Origin of the sequence: Winslowiella toletana (assembly GCF_017875465.1) — a bacterium.
In the GTDB taxonomy this organism is placed as follows: domain Bacteria; phylum Pseudomonadota; class Gammaproteobacteria; order Enterobacterales; family Enterobacteriaceae; genus Erwinia; species Erwinia toletana.
In genome coordinates this window covers 2,292,112-2,309,337 of sequence record NZ_JAGGMQ010000001.1, presented here as the reverse complement: position 1 = coordinate 2,309,337, position 17,226 = coordinate 2,292,112, and the positions used below count along the sequence as shown (strand labels likewise).

Annotated in this window: 15 protein-coding genes; 9 read left to right on the top strand and 6 right to left on the bottom strand. The window is 52.1% G+C overall.

The genetic code is table 11. From position 1 onward, the window contains the following. Positions 1-91: 91 nt before the first annotated feature. From J2125_RS10780 to J2125_RS10745, 8 genes are all read left to right on the top strand, one after another. Positions 92-1,432 (top strand): aspartate aminotransferase family protein, encoded by a 1,341-nt coding sequence (locus tag J2125_RS10780; RefSeq protein ID WP_017799735.1) that lies wholly within the window; start codon positions 92-94, stop codon positions 1,430-1,432. A gap of 190 nt (positions 1,433-1,622) precedes the next feature. Continuing rightward, positions 1,623-2,240, top strand: a complete 618-nt coding sequence (gene sodA / locus J2125_RS10775) for a superoxide dismutase [Mn] (RefSeq protein ID WP_017799734.1) — start codon at positions 1,623-1,625, stop codon at positions 2,238-2,240. A 278-nt stretch (positions 2,241-2,518) separates the two neighbouring features. Continuing rightward, positions 2,519-4,459, top strand: a complete 1,941-nt coding sequence (locus J2125_RS25130) for a methyl-accepting chemotaxis protein (RefSeq protein ID WP_017799733.1) — start codon at positions 2,519-2,521, stop codon at positions 4,457-4,459. Between the two features lie 401 nt (positions 4,460-4,860). Beyond that, a complete protein-coding gene (locus J2125_RS10765; protein ID WP_157819421.1) occupies positions 4,861-5,457 on the top strand; it encodes a hypothetical protein in 597 nt (198 codons plus the stop codon). A gap of 100 nt (positions 5,458-5,557) precedes the next feature. After that, a complete protein-coding gene (locus J2125_RS10760) occupies positions 5,558-5,968 on the top strand; it encodes a putative T6SS immunity periplasmic lipoprotein (RefSeq protein WP_157819420.1) in 411 nt (136 codons plus the stop codon). A 271-nt stretch (positions 5,969-6,239) separates the two neighbouring features. Continuing rightward, entirely contained in the window at positions 6,240-7,745 is a 1,506-nt protein-coding gene (locus J2125_RS10755) for a sugar ABC transporter ATP-binding protein (protein WP_017799730.1), read from the top strand. Further along, the gene (locus J2125_RS10750) at positions 7,742-8,740 is read left to right on the top strand and encodes an ABC transporter permease (RefSeq protein ID WP_017799729.1); all 999 of its coding nucleotides are present in this window, start codon (positions 7,742-7,744) and stop codon (positions 8,738-8,740) included. The genes J2125_RS10755 and J2125_RS10750 overlap by 4 nt, the downstream gene beginning before the upstream one ends. 28 nt (positions 8,741-8,768) lie before the next feature. Next, positions 8,769-9,842, top strand: a complete 1,074-nt coding sequence (locus tag J2125_RS10745; RefSeq protein WP_017799728.1) for a sugar ABC transporter substrate-binding protein — start codon at positions 8,769-8,771, stop codon at positions 9,840-9,842. A 26-nt stretch (positions 9,843-9,868) separates the two neighbouring features. Here J2125_RS10745 and J2125_RS10740 read toward each other — a convergent pair whose 3' ends face one another. The 6 genes from J2125_RS10740 to J2125_RS10715 form a co-directional block, all read right to left on the bottom strand. Continuing rightward, positions 9,869-10,939 (bottom strand): C48 family peptidase, encoded by a 1,071-nt coding sequence (locus tag J2125_RS10740; protein WP_017799727.1) that lies wholly within the window; start codon positions 10,937-10,939, stop codon positions 9,869-9,871. A gap of 226 nt (positions 10,940-11,165) precedes the next feature. Then, positions 11,166-11,528, bottom strand: a complete 363-nt coding sequence (locus J2125_RS10735) for a YibL family ribosome-associated protein (RefSeq protein WP_209499495.1) — start codon at positions 11,526-11,528, stop codon at positions 11,166-11,168. A gap of 65 nt (positions 11,529-11,593) precedes the next feature. Next, on the bottom strand, positions 11,594-12,139 hold the full coding sequence (gene mtlR, locus J2125_RS10730) for a mannitol operon repressor MtlR (RefSeq protein WP_071590488.1): 546 nt from the start codon (positions 12,137-12,139) through the stop codon (positions 11,594-11,596). Between the two features lie 66 nt (positions 12,140-12,205). Next, complete coding sequence (gene mtlD, locus J2125_RS10725) at positions 12,206-13,354, bottom strand: mannitol-1-phosphate 5-dehydrogenase (RefSeq protein ID WP_026111518.1); 1,149 nt, start codon at positions 13,352-13,354, stop codon at positions 12,206-12,208. Positions 13,355-13,456: 102 nt separating this feature from the next. After that, positions 13,457-15,391, bottom strand: coding sequence for a PTS mannitol transporter subunit IICBA (locus tag J2125_RS10720; protein ID WP_017799723.1), 1,935 nt, complete (start codon positions 15,389-15,391; stop codon positions 13,457-13,459). 472 nt (positions 15,392-15,863) lie between these two features. Next, complete coding sequence (locus J2125_RS10715) at positions 15,864-16,580, bottom strand: DUF3053 domain-containing protein (protein WP_017799722.1); 717 nt, start codon at positions 16,578-16,580, stop codon at positions 15,864-15,866. A gap of 229 nt (positions 16,581-16,809) precedes the next feature. Here J2125_RS10715 and J2125_RS10710 point away from each other — a divergent pair, with 229 nt between their 5' ends. Further along, positions 16,810-17,217 carry a putative T6SS immunity periplasmic lipoprotein gene (locus J2125_RS10710; RefSeq protein WP_017799721.1) on the top strand — a complete coding sequence of 136 codons (408 nt, stop codon included), beginning with the start codon at positions 16,810-16,812 and terminating at the stop codon, positions 17,215-17,217. Positions 17,218-17,226: the final 9 nt, after the last annotated feature.

The window sequence follows — 17,226 nt, the reverse complement described above, 5'->3', positions numbered from 1 at the left end:
ATCAAAATGCGCCATGATGAAGTCAGCTTAAACAGAAATTTTCCGCTTCTTTGCCGTCAGGCCAAACCTTAATTTCGCAACGGGAGTTACCATGGCAACACGTTCGACCATCATGGACACCAACAGTTTTCGTGCGGAGCACGCCGACGGCTTAGACGCCGAGGTGCGCAAACTCACCGATAAACGCAGCAAAGTGCTGGGTGAATCCTACCGTTTGTTCTATCGCAAGCCAGTGCATCTGGTGCGCGGTAAAGGACAATATCTGTGGGATGCGGCAGGTGATAAGTACCTTGATGTCTATAACAACGTGGCCAGTATTGGTCATTGCCACCCGGCGGTGATTGAGGCGGTGCATCAGCAGATGGGTATGCTGAATACCCATACCCGCTACTTACATGAAAATATTCTTAACTACTCAGAAGATCTGCTAAGTACCCTGCCGGATGAGATCGACCGTGCTATGTATATGTGTACCGGCTCGGAAGCCAATGACCTGGCGATCCGCGTTGCGCGCTCATTTAGCGGCGGCACCGGGATTATTGTCAGTCAGGAAGCCTACCATGGCACCTGCGACCTGACTTCCGGCGTGTCCCCGGCGCTGGGCAGCGGCCAGTCACTGGCGGCGACCACCCGTTTAGTGCTGCCGCCGGATCGCTATCGTGTTGATGCGCCAGATCTCGGCGCGTGGTTTGCGGCGCAAATTCAGCAGCAGATTGACGATATGGCGGCGCACGGCATTAAATTTGCCGGTTTCCTTGCTGACTCTATCTTCTCCTCTGACGGTGTGTTGCCGGGGCCAAAAGGCTATCTGCAACAGGCGATTGAGGTCGTGCATAAAAATGGCGGTATTTTTATCGCCGATGAAGTACAGCCTGGTTTTGCGCGTACCGGCGATGCCTTCTGGGGCTTTGCGCGCCATGATGTGGTGCCGGACATCGTCACCACCGGCAAACCGATGGGCAACGGTATTCCGGTATCGGCACTGCTGGCGAAAAGCGATGTGCTCGCCGCTTTCAGTGATGAAATTCCTTATTTCAACACCTTCGGTGGCAACCCGGTAGCGATGGCTGCCGCGCAGGCGGTACTGAAAGTGATTAGAGAGGAAGGTTTGCAGGAGCACAGCCGTATTGTTGGCGGCAAGCTGCTGGCTGAACTGACAACGCTGATGGATAAATATGAGTGCATCGGCGATGTACGCGGCGCGGGGCTGTTTATCGGCTTCGAGCTGGTGAAAGATCGTGCCAGCAAAACGCCGGATAAGCAGCTGGCGCTGGATGTGATTGAAAAGCTGCGTGATAACCATGTGCTGACCTCGGTGGCCGGTCCTTATGGGAATGTGCTGAAACTGCGTCCGCCGCTGGCTTTCCAGCAAGGCGATATCGACTGGCTGGTTGGCGCGCTGGATAAATCGCTGGCGTCACTGGTGGGCTGAGCTGCGGCTGATGCGGGCGGCGAATACGGCGCCCGATAAAGATAAAAAAAGCCGTTAAAATAATACCCTTACGAGGGGTGGGGCATTGATAACCATTTTCAAGATCATTTATTTAACTATAATGATCCGACTGCTTACGCGGTGCTAAACAAACTCAGAGCGCCGCCCAACATTAATGGAGATGATGAACATGAGCTATTCACTGCCATCCCTGCCTTACGCATACGACGCACTGGAACCGCATTTCGACAAGCAGACGATGGAAATCCATCACACCAAACACCACCAGACCTATGTCAACAACGCTAACGCCGCGCTGGAGGGGACTGAGTTCGCCAGTCTGCCTGTTGATGAGCTGATCACCAAACTGGATCAGGTTCCGGCAGACAAGAAAACCGTACTGCGTAACAACGCAGGTGGCCACTCAAACCACAGCTTCTTCTGGAAAGGCCTGAAAACCGGCACTTCCCTGCAGGGCGATCTGAAAGCTGCCATCGAAAAAGATTTTGGCAGCGTTGATGCTTTCAAAGCCGAATTCGAAAAAGCCGCCGCGACTCGTTTCGGTTCTGGCTGGGCGTGGCTGGTTAAGAAAGGCGACAAACTGGCGGTAGTGTCTACTGCTAACCAGGATAGCCCGCTGATGGGTGAAGCGATTTCTGGCGTTTCTGGCTTCCCGATTGTTGGTCTGGATGTGTGGGAACACGCTTACTACCTGAAGTATCAGAACAAACGCCCTGACTACATCAAGGCGTTCTGGGAAGTTGTAAACTGGGACGAAGCTGCAGCACGTTTCGCGTCTGCTAAATAAGTTTTTTCCCGGCACGTTAATTCGTGACAACCAACCGACGAAGCGCGCTTCGTCGGTTTTTTATTGCCTGCTAATTATTAAACGTTCCTGTTCATTCTGAAAATTCCCTTAAGTAGCAGATCATCCCCAGCGTCGATCCGTTAACCGCCCTAAAGTAAATCCCTCCCATGTCCGATAGAGATTAAGGCAGAAAGTGATAACTCGATCACATTTACATACGCAGAGAGCATCATTTCGCCATCCTCATTATGCAGTTGAGACAAGGATAAAAGATAAAAATGGTTAACGCATTTGCACGTGGCATTGAGAACCTGCGGGTTGGGAAAAAGTTGTCGGTGGGTTTTGGCCTGGTTCTGGCGCTGGCGGTGCTGGTGGCAGCGACCGGAATTAATAAGTTTCGCGATGTGAAAGATCGCGCTGATAAGGTGGATTACAGCCATGCGATCAGTAGCCGTATTAATGAAGCGCTCGACAGTCAGACTAACTACCAGCTGAACTACCGCGATAAAGATATCGCCAACAGCCAGGCGAAGATCGCCGATGCGCTGGTGTTGTTTCAGCAGATGTTTACACAGCTCTACTGGAATGGCCCGACGCGTGACTGGCTAAATACCTTTCCGGGGATGGTGAAAGAGTATCAGCAGGCACAGGCTAACTATGTTAATGCGGTAAACACACGCAATGATATTAAGGGCAGCTGGAATCTCTCTGCCAGCGAGCAGGCGTTTCTCGCGCTGAAAGAGGAGCTGGGGCCAACCGCGGATTTACAGATGCAGGTGATGATGCTGAAGCTCGATCTGGCGCTGCTGGATGTGCATTACGCAGTGCGTGGCGTGGTGGCCGGACCTTCGGACAAAACCGCCGCGCAGCTCTCTGCTTCAGCGGATAGCGCGGTTGCCACGCTGGATATCTTTGCCAGCCTGGTCACACCGGCGCAGGAACAGACACTGCAGCCACTGCGTGAACGCCTGCTTAGCTACAAAGCCAGTGTGCTCTCTTATGTTCCGGCATTTCAGCAGCAGCATCAGGCTGCCGCGGTGATGGTAGCGAAAGCCAAAGAGATGAACGATATGGTGGAAAAGCTGGTGCAGCGCGAGCTGAATCTGACCCAGGAGAGTGTTCACAGCGCCATCCTGATGATAGTGATTATCAGCCTGACCGCGCTGGTGGTGGGCATCGCTATCGCCTTCGCCATTACCCGCCAGATTACCCGTCCGCTGCGTGAAACGCTGGGCGCCACCGAGCGTATTGCGCAGGGCGATCTCTCTGCGGTGGTGCATACCACACGCCGTGACGAACTGGGGCTGCTGATGAGCGCCGTTGGCAGGATGAGCGATAATCTGCGCAATATGATTGGTGAAATTCGTTCCGGCGTCGGCCAGGTGAGCCATGCGGCAGCAGAAATCAGCGCCGGTAACACCGATCTCTCTTCACGCACCGAGCAGCAGGCGGCGGCAGTGGAGCAAACGGCGGCCAGTATGGAGCAGCTGAGCTCCACGGTAAAACAGAATGCTGACAATGCTCATCACGCCAGCAAACTGGCGGCGGAAGCGTCGACCACCGCGCAGAACGGCGGTAAGCAGGTGAAAGCGGTAGTGGAAACCATGCAGCAGATTTCAGACAGCTCAAAACGCATCGGTGATATCACCACGGTAATTAACAGCATCGCCTTTCAGACCAATATCCTGGCGCTGAATGCGGCGGTAGAAGCTGCACGCGCCGGTGAGCAGGGACGCGGTTTTGCGGTCGTCGCCAGTGAGGTGCGCAATCTGGCCCAGCGCTCAGCGCAGGCGGCAAAAGAGATTGAAGGATTGATCGCCGAGTCGGTACAGCGAGTGAACAGCGGCGCTAAACTGGTGGAAAACACCGGTGTGACCATGCAGGACATTGTGCAGTCGGTAACCAATGTGCGCGATATTATGGGGGAGATCGCCTCAGCTTCTGACGAGCAGAGCCGCGGTATCAACCAGATTTCGACCGCCGTGGTGGAGATGGATAACACCACCCAGCAGAATGCGGCGCTGGTCGAGCAATCCGCTGCTGCCGCTTCTTCGCTGGAAGAGCAGGCAAAAGTTCTGTCGCAGGCGGTATCGGTATTCCGCTTTGCCGCCAGCGCAGGCGCGCTGCCGCAGACAGCGGTTGTCGCTGCGTTGCCGATCGCCAGACGCGTACCGTTACCTGGCATCGCGCGTGATGACAGCAACTGGGAAACGTTTTAATCGCTGAAATAGTCCCCGCTCAAAATAGACTAAGCCTCTAATCCTCGATAGATTAATCAGGATTAGAGGTTTTATATCATCAATTCGCTGTGCAATTTCTTGCGCTTTCTGAGGGTAAATCCATGGCTTTTCTGCCCTCATTTTTATCTTTTCGTGAGGTCCTCGGTTATGCCAAAGCAGAGAACGCCTGTGAGTGAAATTAAAGATGCTTTACGCCTCATTTTCGACTACCTTTGAAAATTTGGCATGATGATGTTTTATCAGGGTATTATGCAGACTTTCAGAAATTTCTAACCTTATATTAACTATCCTCATAAATAATAAGTGGGCGTTTTTTGATAGATTTTTTTGCAAACGTGACGATAATTAAAATCCTTTTAATTGTCAGAAGGTAATCTGTTGTGGATATTAGTGGGTTAAATCAAATGGCATGTTCCAATGAGGTGGTTTCGCCACCCACCAAAGCAGATTCAGTGTTATCTAGTAAAATTAAAGAAGTATATAATTCCCCATTAAAATCTGCATTATTATACATTGATGATCCGAAAAATTTTAAACACGAAATTAATGGTAACACAATCCGCTCAAGCGACTTACATACACCTGAAGGCCGTCTTTTGGAGAATCGGTTTAAAACAAAAGTTAAACCAATTAAATGGACATTGACTGAAATGTATCGTGAAACAAAGAGTGTTCCTTATTACACCAATGATGTGATTGCATATCATGTTAAAAAGATTTCTGAAGAAAATGGTTTTCGTGCTTTGCCAGAAACTATAAAACTGAGAGAGGTTATTAATCCTGGTGCATTGTGTGAAACTTATGATAAATCTGGGAGTGAATTATCTGAAGGGTTGTTTAAATCTGACGTTGGTAAAACAGTACTTAGAATTATGGAGGATCATTCACTGGTTGCAAATCAGGTAAAAAGCCGTGTTAATCCGGATGATGACCGTGCAGTCGATTTTTATATTGATGTGAAGAAGCGTCAGGAGTAATTAACTTTCCGCTATACTTATGTACTCTGTTTGCCCGGTAACAATATAAAAAGTAAGTATGAAACTGTGCTTTCGGCGTTCTTCAAACAAAGGTAATAACGTGAATAAAATATTTTTGCTTGCATCCTGTTCGCTACTTTCTGCGTGCCAGTCAGGCGATCCAGTCCCTGTGGAACTCCCGGCCAGTGCTGCCATCGTTAATGATAATGTTTGCGTTAAGGTGATGCCAGAAGGCGATGAAAAGGTCATGTCTCTGTTCATTTATGAAGGCAATGATGTTCAGCATGGCACGGTAAAAGAGTTCGTCCCGCAGCTTCAGGTCAGTAGTGAAGAGTGCCTGCCAGCACCGCATTACAACTGGGAAGCGGGTAAAATCTATACCTGGCATATCAATATGGCCTCACAACAGAAAATTGATAAGGGCGTTTACCCCTCTAATCGCGGATTTGTCACCCGTTTTAAAATAGTCGGGGAGAAGAACCAGAAACAGCTGATACCGGTTTCTCAATGAACATAACTTCCGCTCTTTTTCAGAAATCCCATTTATTCCCTGCATGTATCAGAATGCCGACACCAGCATATCCTGTCGGCTTCTGGCCGTTTACCGCGCGATTCATTCTGCTAATTATGATTTAATCCTCGCGATTTCTCTGTTGTGTCTGGATGTCTGGATGGCTAATAACATTTTGTGTTAGCTTATGCGCTTTCGTTCGTTGCCGAGGGTAACCATTCCGATAAGAATGCGACGAACCCACAGCTAAAATCCGAGAGCACCGATCCCAATGACTGCGTTAAATCGCCTCGAAATGCACAACATTTCCATCGCTTTTGGCGGTTTTGCAGCGCTGACCCAGGTGGATTTCACCCTGCAAGGCGGCTCGATTCATGCTTTAACCGGCGCCAACGGTGCAGGAAAATCGACACTGATGGCGGTGCTGTCGGGAGCGCACAACCATTATCAGGGCGAGATTCTGCTGGATGGCCAGCAGGTGAAAATCAGTTCGCCGCGTGACGCCAAACAGCTGGGTATTCATCTGGTGCAGCAGGAAGTGGATGTGGCGCTGGTGCCTACGCTAAGTGTGGCCGAGAACATTATGCTGGATCGGCTGGCCGAAGGGGGTCAGCTGTATCACTGGGCAGAGATTCGTCGCCAGGCGCGTGAACTGCTGGCGCAGCTTGATGTACAGATTGATGTACGGCGTCGTATCGAGCAGTGCACGCTGGCGGAGAAGCAGCAAATTCTGCTGGCGCGCGCATTATCCCACCACTGCCGTTTTCTGATCCTCGATGAACCAACCGCGCCGCTGGATCAGCATGAGAGTGAACGCCTGTTTAATGTGGTGCGCCGCCTGAAACAGAACGGCATTGGCGTGGTGTTTATTTCCCACCGTATTCATGAACTGAAAGCGATTTGCGACCAGCTGACGGTGCTGCGTGATGGCCGCCTGATTGAAAGCGGCCCGATGCAGAACCTGAGCGGTGAGCAGATTGTGGAAAAAATGCTCGGTCATCAGCTGGATGATATCTATCCTCCGCGCCGTGAGGCGGTAAATGGCGCCACGCTGCTGAGCATTGAAGGGTTGCACGATGCTGCGCTGCTGCACGATATCTCGCTGACACTGCGCAAAGGGGAGATCCTCGGTATTGCGGGCCTGGCTGGCGCGGGCAAAACTGAACTCTGTAAGGCGCTGTTTGGCGCCACGCGCAGTCAGGTGCGTGCCGGTGAGCTGCACGGTAAAGCGTGGAAACCTTCTTCACCGCATAATTCAGTTGAACGCGGTCTGGCGCTGGTGCCAGAGGAGCGGCGCAAAGAGGGGATTTTTATCGATGAACCGGTCAGTATGAACCTCAGCGTCAGCGCCGATAACAGCTTCTCCCGCTTCAGCTTTTTTGGCCGCCGCAAGGCATGGCGCTGGGCGGAACAGGTGATTCAGCAGCTGGGGATCCGTACCACCGGTCCGCAGCAGACGCTGCGCCGCCTGTCGGGCGGTAATCAGCAAAAAGTGGCGATTGGCAAATGGCTGCGCAATAACGCCGATGTGCTGATTTTTGATGAGCCGACCAAAGGCGTTGATGTTAAAGCCAAAACTGACCTGTTTGTCTTAATTGATCAACTGGCGCGCGAAGGCAAAGGGGTGATCTATGCCTCAGGTGAATTCGCCGAGCTGGTTGGTCTGTGCGATCGCATTTGCGTGCTATGGGATGGCCGTATTGTCGCGGAAATGGATGCGCGAACCGCTGACGAAGAAACGCTTTTACTTTATTCCACCGGAGGAACCCCTGCGTGAGCAGCAAAGAAATTTCCCTGAAGGGGACGCCAGCTGTGCGTCACCAGTTATTTGAATTTCTCTACAAATGGGGGATGTTGCTGACGGTAGTGGCGCTGATTGCGGGCTTTGGCCTCGCATCGGATAGCTTCCTTGACCCGAATAACATCATCAATATCTTACGTTCCATCGCCATCGTGACGGTTATTGCGATTGGCGTGTCGATCTCGCTGACCATTGGCGGCTTCGACCTGTCGGTAGGGTCGACGGCATCGCTGGCGAACTCGCTGGTGATCTCGCTATTCGTCTGGTATGGCTTCGGCTCGACGCAGGCGATTGTGGTGACGTTACTGCTCTGTACGCTGGTCGGGTTGTTTAACGCCTTTATGATCGTGGTGCTGAAAATCCCGGATATGCTGGCGACGCTGGCCAGCCTGTTTGTGGTGCAGGGTGTGGCGATGACCTACAGCTATGGCGGCTCGATTACCGAAAATATGGTGCTGCCGAGCGGCGATATGGCGGAAGGCGTTATTCCGGCGGGCTTCTCACTGCTGGGCCAGGTGCCGACCATTGTGATTATTATGCTGGCGGTGACGGTGATTGCTCAGCTGGGTCTGTCGCTGACCAAACATGGCCGCCGGATGTATGCGATTGGCGGCAACCCGGAAGCGGCGCGCCTCTCCGGAATTCGCACTACGCGCTATCGCGTTGCCGCCTATGTGATCGCTTCACTGCTGGCGGGACTCGGCGGCATTCTGCTGGCTTCGCGCATCGGCTCGTCACAGGTTAACGCCGGTGGTGGCTATCTGATGGATGCGGTGGCGGCGGCGTGGATTGGCCTGTCACTGGCCGGTTCCGGTAAGCCGAATGCGCTGGGTACGCTGCTGGGCGCAGTGATCCTTGGCGTATTAGGCAACGGGCTGGTGATGCTTTCGGTGCCTTACTACGCGATGGACATTATTAAAGGGTTAGTGCTGGCGGTTGCGCTGGCGATTACTTATATCCAGCGCCGCTAATGCGGTTTACACAACACAGAGAATTATAATGAAAAAACTCACAACATCGCTGCTGGCGCTGAGCCTGCTGACCGCGTTACCTGCATTTGCCGCGGAAACCCCAACCCCTGTCCCGGCAGCTATCGCTAATCATGACGGTCCGATCCGCGTGGCGGTGATCCGCAACCTCGGTTCTGACGACAATACCACCCAGTTTGTCGCGGGCGCGATTCAGGAAGGGAGAAAGCTCGGCTTTAAGGTCAGCACCTTTCTGAGCAACGGTGATGACGCGCGCTTTCAGGATTTCGTTAATCAGGCGATTAGCCAGAAGTATGACGGTATTATCCTCTCCCACGGTCGTGACCCTTACTCTACCGCGCTGGTAAAACGTATCGCTGACGCCGGGATTAAAGTGACGGTATTCGATACGCCGGTAAACAGTGATGTGCCGGGCGTGACGGTTTCTCAGCAGGATGACGCCTCGCTGGCGAATCTCTCGATCAGCCAGCTGGCGAAAGATTTCAACGGCAAGGCGAATATCGTCAAGCTGTGGGTTGCCGGTTTCCCGGCGATGGAACGTCGTCAGGCAGAGTTTGAAAAGCTACAGAAGACTTACCCGGAAATCCATCAGCTGGAGTCGATTGGCGCGGTCTCTTCTGATGTGCAGGGCGATACCGCCAATAAAGTCGGCGCGATTCTGGCTAAGTATCCGAAAGGAAAAATCGATGCCATCTGGGGAACCTGGGATGCCTTCAGCCAGGGGGCTTATAAAGCGCTGCAGGAGAATGGTCGTACTGAGATTAAACTCTACAGCATTGATATCTCCAATCAGGATCTGCAACTGATGCGCGAGCCGAAAAGCCCGTGGGTAAGCAGCGTCGCGGTGGACACCAAACTGATTGGCGCAGTGAATATGCGTCTGATCGCCAATAAGATTGCCGGTGAAAAAACGCCTGCCAGCTATGAGTTTAAAGCGGCTGCTATTCCGCAAGCTTTGCTCAACAGTCAGCAGGGTGCGGTTAACGTCGCCAGCCTGAGTAAAATCATTCCGGGCTGGGGCCAGACCGATGACTTTATTGCGCCATGGTTTGCAACCTTAGAAGCGAAATACGGTAAGAAGTAATCCCCCCTGTGTCTCTCTCAGTCTGGTTAACTGCCAGACTGAGAGAGATTATCCACTAATGCGCCATACATCTCCGCGCGTCCGCGCAGATTAAATAGCTGCTGCTCGCTGTTATCCAGTGCGCTAAATTCCTGAATAAATTTTTGCAACGCCTGTTCAGGCTCGCTGGGGTTATCCGCAATTGCCTGCATCGCTTTCGCCACCAATAAACCGCAAGCGTTGGGGGCATTCTCCTGCAGGTTTTTCTGCAAAAATAACGGGCTGCTGGTATCACTGGCCCCGGCAAGGCGATCCAGCCAGGCTTTTTCACTGGCGTTCAGATAGTCGAGACTATCAAAGACTATCGACTGTTTTTGCCCGTCTGAGCGGGTATAAGTACCAAACAACACCCAGTGTTCGCGGAACAAAAGCGGTTTAAAGTCGACCGCGAAGCCGGGCTGATTATTGTGCGACAAGCCTGCCGCCATTTGCGTAATGAGTGCGCCGCAATGCGGCTCAGCCTCAGGAATACCGATGGCATTATGGAATGCGACGCGGCTCTGCTTGCGGTTTAATAACCCGGAGACGGAGTCCAGTTCCGCTGAGGTGATATAGCGGTTAGGGTCGAAAATCGCAGAATCGATCTGATAACCGTTATCGCTAATCGCATTGGTGAGCTGCGGCGGTAGCTGCCGCTTGATATCGGCAACAATATTCTCGCGCAGGCTGGAGAGACTGTTTGTTTCAAAACCCGCCATCATCAGGATTTTGATCGGAATTTGCCATTGATCATGCGCAGGTTTTTGTTTGTTCCTGGCCTGCACTATTTCGACCATTTTCAAAGCGTCCTTGCCCAGCTGAACACTCAGCTGGTTGTCTGCGGTAACACCCTGTTTACCGGTATATAAATCAAAAATAAATGACTCAGCCTCGGGGGACTGGAGGCTGTTTTCACAGGCTAACGTGAACAGATAATCGATACTGAAGTTATCATTGTTGCGCGCCCGTTGTTTTAGTCCTTCATCTAATGGAGCACCGGGAGTTTGGTATTTGGCCTCCTGACCGGCAGGCAGGCTGAAGGGAGACCAGGTGTTGGGTGAATCGATTATGACGGGCATTTTTCCCTCTCCCGATGATGTTTGCTGGCCGCAGCAATGTCAGAGAATGAGATTAGTCAGGGCCGAGGAATGGCACTACAAGATAACGCTGAAAGCGCGGGGGGAGAGGTGGTGCATCAAAACAATTTATGACTTCGGTGCTGGCTGAAAAACCAGAAACAATAACGGGTTTTTGCCGACTCAATACAGCCCAGGGACGGCTTAATGCCGCCGCCCCTGCTGCAAATTAAAACGCTTTCTTAGCAAAACCGGTCACTTCCTGCAGACCCATTTCGCGGCCCAGTGCAGTCATCGGGTGCACCACCACAATGCCACGCACGGCTTTTTTCAGGCTACCCATATCCGCCTGCTCTTTTTTGGTAATCGCACGGCTAAAAGGTAACTGCTGCAGCTTTTCAGCTTCTTTACTCAGCTTCTGCACGCGCACGCCTTTCAGACGTTCGATCTCTTCAATCAGCTTGTCTTTCTCGCGCAGCAATTCGCCGAGTTTCTCTGGTTCACCTGATGCCAGCAGGGCAGGCTCTTTGTGATTAAGGGCATCAAGCTGATCGCTCAGACGTTTGATTTCTGCTTTTTCCTGTTCTTTCATGATTTATACCTGATAAATTGACGCTATGCGGCAAAGGATACACGAAAAATAGCGCTTTCGCGGCGTTACTTTTTAAAGGCTTGTTTGAGGCTGATGCGGGAAATCAGCTCGGTCAGTGACAGCACCATGGTGGAGCGCACCACTTGCTGATAGCGCTGACGCTGCATGGCGCGCAGTTCTTCATCTTCGCTGGCAAATTGCGGCGGCGGCGGCAAAGCGCTAACGCAATGCAGTTCGCCAAAAGGGCCGAGAATTTCATCATCGGTAAAGCGGTATTCGGTGCGGTCGTCATTCAGTTCTTCACGCAACGCCATCAGCAGTTCACAATCTTCATACTCGTTGCGGTTAATCACCCCAAGACCGTAAATCAGCTTCAGGCGCACCGACAGCTCTCCCAGCGGGCCATTACCCAACAGCAGCGGCTCGACGGCGTATTTCACCGCATAATCATCTTTGCGGAATACTTGCATCACCAGCAGGTTTACCGCTTCGGCCAATAGCTCCACCGCGGCGATCAGAAAGCTTCTCACCGAACGACCGGCATTCAGGCGCTCAAGCACCCGATTTTCAAAAGCCTGCTTCTCTTCCATTATGGCCTGCATATCTGTCATTGCGCCCGGGAGCACAGCAAAACTGTGCTCCCGATGCTCTCCGGGGTTCGCTGTCTGCAACGTCAGTTATGCGTTAGCGTTGTAAGCTTTCACCGCAGCGAGAACCACATCGCTGTTGGCGTCAAGACCTGACACCTGCGCCAGGGTCGCCTGCGGACCTGATTTTTCCAGCAGTGCAACCAGCTCCTGCGCTTGTGGATCCTGATCGCTGCGATAATGCAGCGCGGCGGCGATACCGAGCACCAGATTGTCATGCGGCAACTGGTACTCCAGCGTGCCGAGGGTGGGCTTGATCAGGCGATCGCCAGCGCTCAGTTTACGCAGCGGCTGACGGCCTACGCGCTCAACGTCATCTTTCAGATACGGGTTTTCAAAGCGGCTAAGGATTTTTTCGATATAGGCAGCATGTTTAGCGGCGTCAAAACCATAACGTTTGATCAGCACTGCACCGCTCTCCTGCATCGCCCCTTTAACCACCTGACGCACTTTCTCATCAAGAATCGCTTCACGAATCGTCTGGTGTCCCGCCATCTGGCCGAGGTAAGCGGTAATGGCATGGCCGGTGTTGAGGGTAAACAGTTTGCGTTCGACAAACGCCATCAGATTGTCGGTCAGTTCCATGCCCGCAATGGCTGGCAGCGGGCCTTTAAACTGGGTTTTATCGACGATCCACTCGCTAAAGGTCTCTACCGTCACTTCCAGCACATCAGTGCTGCCTGCGGCGGATGGCGGTACGATACGGTCGACGGCGGAATCAACAAAACCGACATGTTGCTCGACCCAGGCGTGATACTGCTCTGGCAGCGCTTTCATTACGTGCTGTTTAAGCTGGCTGGTGCCACGCACCATATTTTCACAGGCAATAATGTTTAACGGACGGACATTAGCGCTATCACTGCGTTTGGCCAGCCCTTTGGCGACGCTACCGGCGATACGCTCGAGGATCTGTGGACCAACCGCCGTGGTAACGATATCAACCTCAGCAATCAGCGCGATAATCTCATCACTGGTGCTGTTAACCGCGCTGACGCCTTTAACAATCTCAACCTGGGCATTCTCGCCCACCACATGCACCGGATATTCGTGACGTGCGTTCAGTTCATCCAGCACTGCCTGATTCACATCGGCGAAAACCAGTTCGATACCGGCATCCGCCAGCAATTTACCAATAAAACCGCGGCCAATATTACCTGCGCCAAAATGCAAAGCTTTCATGCTGTTACCCACCTCAATAACGTAAGGGCCAGGCATGCCTGGCCCGAATAAAGGGCTGGGCATGCTCAGCCCCTGGGAAATACCTTCGCGCCTGCGACAAAATCAGGCGGGTTTTTTACCTGACAGAATATCCAGAACGTCCTGCACATTGGTGGTAGAAGCCAGCTTCTCAATCACGCTGTCATCGTCCAGTGCGTTGGTCAGGCTGGTGATTACCTGGATGTGCTCATTATTACGTGCGGCGATACCAATAACCAGACGCGCAATGTCGTCCTCTTCTTCGCCAAAACGTACGCCCTGTGGATACTGGCAGAACACCACACCGGTTTTCAGTACGCGGTCTTTCGCTTCAACCGTACCGTGCGGCACTGCAATCGACTCACCGAGATAGGTTGGGGTCAATTTCTCGCGATCCAGCATCGCCTGCACATATTCCGGCTCGACATAACCGCCTTTCACCAGCTGCTCACCGGCAAAGCGAATCGCCTGTTCTTTCTCGCTCGCCTGCAGACCGAGGAAGATATTGCTCTCGCTCAGTTTAAACAGATGATCCTGCCCGGCGTCGAAGCTGTCATTGAGCGTGGTCATCACTTTGTCACGATGGCCCGCAGAACGATTGGCATCTACCAGACGCGCGGTCAGATCGGTATACAAACCGCTGTCGAGGAAGTTGCTCAGCGAAATATGCTGGGCATGAGGCGCCTGGCGCATCGCACGTTCAGTCAGATCGCGGTGAGTAATCACCAGATCGACGTCGCCTGGCAGGCTGTTAATGGCGCTATTGGTCACCGTGATAATGGTCAGACCGGCATCGTTCACTTTCTTGCGCAGCACGCCGGCGCCCATGGCGCTGGAACCCATACCGGCATCACAGGCAACGATGATTTTACGCACGTGGCTCAGGTCGCTGTTCAGACCATCCGCAGCGGTAACCGCAGTTGCTCCGCTCTGGCCTTTTGACTGCGCTTTCATATCCTGCACACGACGGGCAGCCGCTTCGATATCGTCCTCTTCTTTCACTTTGCTGGTTTTCAACAGCACAGCGGAAACCACGAAGGAGACGGCAAAGGCGGCGGCAATTGCCACGATATTGGCGAAGTAAGCGCCTTTTGGCGTCATTGCCAGCACCGCGAGGATTGAACCGGGTGATGCGGGTGAAACCAGGCCACCGTTCAGCAGTGTCAGGGTAAACACGCCAGTCATACCACCGAGGATAACCGCGATAATCAGACGCGGGTTCATCAGCACATACGGGAAGTAGATTTCGTGGATACCGCCGAGGAAGTGGATAATTGCCGCGCCGCCCGCAGACTGCTTGGCGTTACCACGACCAAAGAACACATAAGCCATCAATACGCCCATACCCGGACCCGGGTTCGCTTCGATCAGGAAGAAGATCGATTTGCCCGCTTCGCTGGCCTGCTGGATACCCAGTGGCGAGAAGATACCGTGGTTAATGGCGTTATTAAGGAACAGGATTTTCGCCGGTTCGACAAAGATGGAAGTCAGTGGCAGCAGGTTGTTCTGCACCATCAGGTTTACACCCGCGGCGAGAATATGCGACAGGCCTTCAACCAGTGGACCGATAGCGAGGAATGACAGGATAGCCAACAACATACCGATAATACCGGCAGAGAAGTTGTTAACCAGCATTTCGAAACCGCTTTTAATCTTGCCGTCGACCAGGCGGTCGAAGTGTTTGATTGCCCAGCCGCCCAGCGGACCGGCAATCATCGCGCCAAGGAACATTGGCATATCGGCGCCGACAATCACACCCATGGTGGTAATGGCACCGACCACACCGCCGCGATCGCCACCTACCAGACGACCACCGGTATAACCGATCAGCAGTGGCAGCAGGTAGGTAATCATTGGGCCTACCAGCTTGGCCAGCGTTTCGTTTGGCAGCCAGCCAGTTGGAATAAACAGAGCGGTAATAATACCCCAGGCGATAAACGCCCCGATATTTGGCATTACCATATTACTCAGAAAGCGACCAAAGCTCTGTACCTTGATCTTGAAATCTGATGAGGACATAAAAAAACACCCCTTATTGGTACGCGCTGACGAATAAGAGAGCGCGTTGAATTTTGTATGAGACGTTTCGGCGGGGAGCCGTCGGTGTAACACCATTACTGTATGCAAGCGGACTCTAGCACGCGAATATGACGCTGCGTAGTTCAGGGGGTTAAGTGTGATCTATATCACATTACAGCAGGGGCTTTAGGGGTGATTTTAGTGATACAGATCACATATTTATCGTGTAAAAAAAGGACGGTGGCTAATAATTGAACTATATAAGTCATCAAATGTGACTTAAATCACGAAAAAGGGCGGATGGTTTGTTGCTAAATTGTGACTGCCATCACAATTTATTTTTGGCCCGAAATGCGCCCGATCACAGATTGATCGAGCGGCTTATTCGACAAAGTAAAAGCTGTAAGAAAATTACGCTGGTTTCGACGCATTTTCAGCGCTAAGGCATCGGGGAGGATGACTTTTTTCGCCGTTACTGGAAACCACCCTGCACGGCACTTTGCGCCTGAGTTAACGCCTGGGTTTTAGACGACATATTGCTCATAATGGTGTTGTACTGTGCCGCCTGTTCGCGGGTAGAGAATTGCACCGCACTGTTATTAAAGCTGACTGCCGCACCCTGCTGTTGCAGATAGTCACCCGCCTGCAATACATCCTGGCTCAGCGACTGCAACGCGGGTAGCAGAGGAATCAGTGAATCAGCTGGTTGTGTCACCACTTTGCTGTATACCGTCTGATAGACCGCTTTTAAATCGTCAGGCTGTTTTAGCGCTGCTATGCTGCTATCTGCCTGGCTTTTGGCGCTCTGGATCTGTTGCGCCAGTACATTTAGCGAACCGCTGGCCTGACGCAGTGAGTTACGGCGAGTCAGATAGTCCTGCGGCACGCGAATCGCCGCCAGTTCATCGACTACTGGCTTCATGCCGTCATCTACCGCTTTATTTACCTGTTGTGAGAAGCCGTACAGGATGGCGTAATCACTGGCGTAGTTACCCATCTTCTGTTTTTGATCTTCGCTCAGCGCTGGCAGATGTTCGCCGCTGCGCATCACCGTGTTTTGCAGAAAATCGATAAAGGCTTTGCGCTGATCCGGCTCTTTATCGCCACAGCCGGTCAGCTGAAAGACGAGAAACAGTGCCGTCAGTGGCACCCATACGCGGGTCCAGACACGGGAGATTCCAGTCGCCATAAATAAACTCCTGTCTTGTAAACGGTTATCTGGTTGATAACGCCGTTCAATAGCATGTTTTGTCGTGCCTAAAGGATAGTCTAATGTGCCTGCGCTGAATACCCTTGCAGCGCCTTTCTTCAGCGTCATTTTCTGTGAGTCGGGACAAAAAATGGCCTCATATTTTCTTTAGCAGCGCCATTCTGTGATATCTGTTCTTTCCTCTGCCATCACTCAAGGAATGAGTATTATGGTTAGGCTAAAAAGGCAGGTAATCGCCCTGGCAAAGCGAATTATATTAATGCTGATTTTTGCGTTACAAGCCTGCGGAGTTTTTGAAAAGTCATCTGATTATGATGCAACCGTGACGCTGCAAAATAACCGTCCATGCTTTAGTGTGCCTGATGATGTTTCTTATCCACGACAGCTGGTGGGTATCGCAATTTATCGGCAGGGAGCCGGAGCAACAGCAGAATGGAGCCGAGGATTCTCAGATAATTATTTGTATGAGGCGGTCAGCTCAGGGTATTGCATTGATTATGACTATCCGACGTTTATTTCTGGAGAAGCGTACCGGGTGCTTGTTGTAGTTATGAGTCCTGAACGCTTTGATAGTAGACGCAGATATGTGAAGGATTTTACTTATCTGAAGAGATAAGCAAATTGT

Coding starts and splice junctions, on each gene's coding strand:
- J2125_RS10715 (WP_017799722.1), bottom strand. CDS start 16,580: ATGGCGACTGGAATCTCCCGTGTCTGGACCCGCGTATGGGTGCCACTG.
- mtlD (WP_026111518.1), bottom strand. CDS start 13,354: ATGAAAGCTTTGCATTTTGGCGCAGGTAATATTGGCCGCGGTTTTATT.
- J2125_RS10720 (WP_017799723.1), bottom strand. CDS start 15,391: ATGTCCTCATCAGATTTCAAGATCAAGGTACAGAGCTTTGGTCGCTTT.
- mtlR (WP_071590488.1), bottom strand. CDS start 12,139: ATGACAGATATGCAGGCCATAATGGAAGAGAAGCAGGCTTTTGAAAAT.
- J2125_RS10735 (WP_209499495.1), bottom strand. CDS start 11,528: ATGAAAGAACAGGAAAAAGCAGAAATCAAACGTCTGAGCGATCAGCTT.
- J2125_RS25130 (WP_017799733.1), top strand. CDS start 2,519: ATGGTTAACGCATTTGCACGTGGCATTGAGAACCTGCGGGTTGGGAAA.
- J2125_RS10755 (WP_017799730.1), top strand. CDS start 6,240: ATGACTGCGTTAAATCGCCTCGAAATGCACAACATTTCCATCGCTTTT.
- J2125_RS10740 (WP_017799727.1), bottom strand. CDS start 10,939: ATGCCCGTCATAATCGATTCACCCAACACCTGGTCTCCCTTCAGCCTG.
- sodA (WP_017799734.1), top strand. CDS start 1,623: ATGAGCTATTCACTGCCATCCCTGCCTTACGCATACGACGCACTGGAA.
- J2125_RS10745 (WP_017799728.1), top strand. CDS start 8,769: ATGAAAAAACTCACAACATCGCTGCTGGCGCTGAGCCTGCTGACCGCG.
- J2125_RS10780 (WP_017799735.1), top strand. CDS start 92: ATGGCAACACGTTCGACCATCATGGACACCAACAGTTTTCGTGCGGAG.
- J2125_RS10710 (WP_017799721.1), top strand. CDS start 16,810: ATGGTTAGGCTAAAAAGGCAGGTAATCGCCCTGGCAAAGCGAATTATA.